Here is a 1,998-nt window from a genome sequence, read left to right on the forward strand (position 1 = left end):
GGCGCAGACCGTTCCGTGGCCCGCGGCGCCCGCCGGAAGGGGTCATCGCAGCGGATGCTCAAAAACGTGCGCCAAGGGTCGATGCCTATGCAGGTGGCCAATCCCAGAGCGGACGTTCCGCGTCCGACCCAACCTTGCCGCCCTGGCCGCCAGCGGCGCTTCCGCAAAGCGGTCAGGAACGGACGGTGTTAAAAACCATCCCGGCCAGCCCTCGAACCTGCGCGATTAGAGACGGGGGCGATCATGCGGCCTACGAGGCGCGCGCGACGAGCGTCGCCGTCTCCAGGTCGAAGCTGCCGTCCGGCCCGACGACGAAATGCTCCCGAACGACGGCGGGCGCTCGGTCTTGCAGTGAGCGGATGGCGGCGGCGTGAGACGCGGGCGTCCGCGTCCGCGCGGTCCACACGGGGAACTCCATGCGCAGCCACCGCACCGTGACGCCTTCGACAGCGAAGTGCGCGCGCGACAGGGCCGAGATCAGTTCCACCGTGCTGTAGTTGCGGACGTGCGAGGCGTCGCGCAGCAACTCGACGGCCTGCAAGTGGCTATCTAGGACGCGGTCGGCCGGGGCGACTGTGTCTATGAACACGGCGCGCCCACCCGGCTTCGTCACGCGGCGCGCCTCGCGCAGCCCGGCCTCCAAGTCCTGCCAGTGGTGCGCGGTGAAGCGGCACAGTACGGCGTCGAACGACCCGGCCGCGAAAGGCAGCGCTTCGGCGGGCGCTTGCTGGACGGTGATGTTGGTCAGCCCCCGCTCGGCGGCGGTGGCCGCGACGGCATCCAGCATGGGCCGGGTGATGTCGCAGGCGACCACCTCGGCCACGTGGGGGGCCGCGCGATAGCTGACGTGACCGCCGCCACACCCCAGGTCGAGCACCCGCGCGTCCCGCAAGCCGCGCACGATCTCCTCCACTTGGTCGAGGTCGCCTCCACCGCTGTGCACGGCGCTTGCGACGTAGTCTTGTGCCCTGCCGCCATACTCTTGAGCGACGAAGGCGTGCTGTTGCGTTGTCATGGTCGGGCTCCGTGTGGAGCCACCACCCTGATGCTGCCGTCATGCTGGTACAAGTTGGCTGAATATCCTGGTATCCCCGCCACCAGCATGGCCCTGCCGCCCGACCAACGCCGTCTCCTCGGCGCCTTCCTCCGCGCCCGCCGGGAAGCGTTGACCCCCGCCGCCATCGGCCAGCCGCCCGGCGCCTACACCCGTCGGCGTACGCCGGGCCTGCGGCGTGAGGAGGTGGCGCAGGTCAGCGGCCTGAGCACGACGTGGTACACGTGGGTCGAGCAGGGCCGGGACATCGCCCTGTCGGCCGCCGCGCTGGCGCGACTTGCGGACACGCTCCGTCTGAACCCGGCGGAACGGGCCTACCTGTTCGAGTTGACGCGGCGGGGCGACCCGGCGGCGCCCGTGGCGAGGATGCCGCCCGCTGCTCCGGCTGAACTGTTGGAGACGCTCAGCACCCTGTCGGCCCCGGCCTACTTCCTCGATCGCCTTTGGCGGGCGGGTGGTTGGAACGAGGCCGCCGGGCGGCTGTTCGCGCCGTGGTACGATAGCGGCGAATTGTGTTTGCTGCGGTTCGTGTTTCTCCACCGGACCGCACGCCGCTTCATTCATGACTGGGAGCAGCGCGCTCGCCGTGTCGCAGCGGAGTTCCGTGCCGACACCGTTCGCAACCAGGACGACCCCGCCATGGTGGAACTGATTGACGAGCTACGCCAGGGCAGCGCCGAGTTCACGACATTCTGGAACGACCATGCTGTGCAAGCGCGGGAAGGCGGCGCGCGGGTATTTAACCACCCCGACGACGGCAGGGTGCGCTATGAACAGGTGACCTTCATCCCCGCCGCGCAGCCGGACCACAAAATGGTTGTGTTGCTACCTCGGTAGCCTACGCCTGCCGTGCTTCGGGTTGAAGGTCTGTCTTGGTTGGATACGGGTTCGATGTCCGCTCCGGTGCCTTGTCGCTCGGAAGCGGACCAGCCGAATTCCACCCT

General features: G+C 68.9%; 2 protein-coding genes. One reads left to right on the forward strand and one right to left on the reverse strand.

Annotated features, from left to right (window positions below):
* Nucleotides 1-250 precede the first annotated feature (250 nt).
* The gene (locus ACQKQD_RS34100) at nt 251-1,015 is read right to left on the reverse strand and encodes a class I SAM-dependent methyltransferase (RefSeq protein ID WP_427511002.1); all 765 of its coding nucleotides are present in this window, start codon (nt 1,013-1,015) and stop codon (nt 251-253) included.
* Nucleotides 1,016-1,045: 30 nt separating this feature from the next.
* Here ACQKQD_RS34100 and ACQKQD_RS34105 point away from each other — a divergent pair, with 30 nt between their 5' ends.
* Entirely contained in the window at nt 1,046-1,891 is an 846-nt protein-coding gene (locus ACQKQD_RS34105; protein WP_427511003.1) for a helix-turn-helix transcriptional regulator, read from the forward strand.
* Nucleotides 1,892-1,998: the final 107 nt, after the last annotated feature.

The sequence above is a fragment of the Methylobacterium sp. NPDC080182 genome (assembly GCF_050281105.1).
Lineage (GTDB): Bacteria > Pseudomonadota > Alphaproteobacteria > Rhizobiales > Beijerinckiaceae > Methylobacterium.

Excerpts from the sequence above, each read along its gene's own strand:
- ACQKQD_RS34105 (WP_427511003.1), top strand. The coding sequence starts at position 1,046 with ATGCTGCCGTCATGCTGGTACAAGTTGGCTGAATATCCTGGTATCCCC.
- ACQKQD_RS34100 (WP_427511002.1), bottom strand. The coding sequence starts at position 1,015 with ATGACAACGCAACAGCACGCCTTCGTCGCTCAAGAGTATGGCGGCAGG.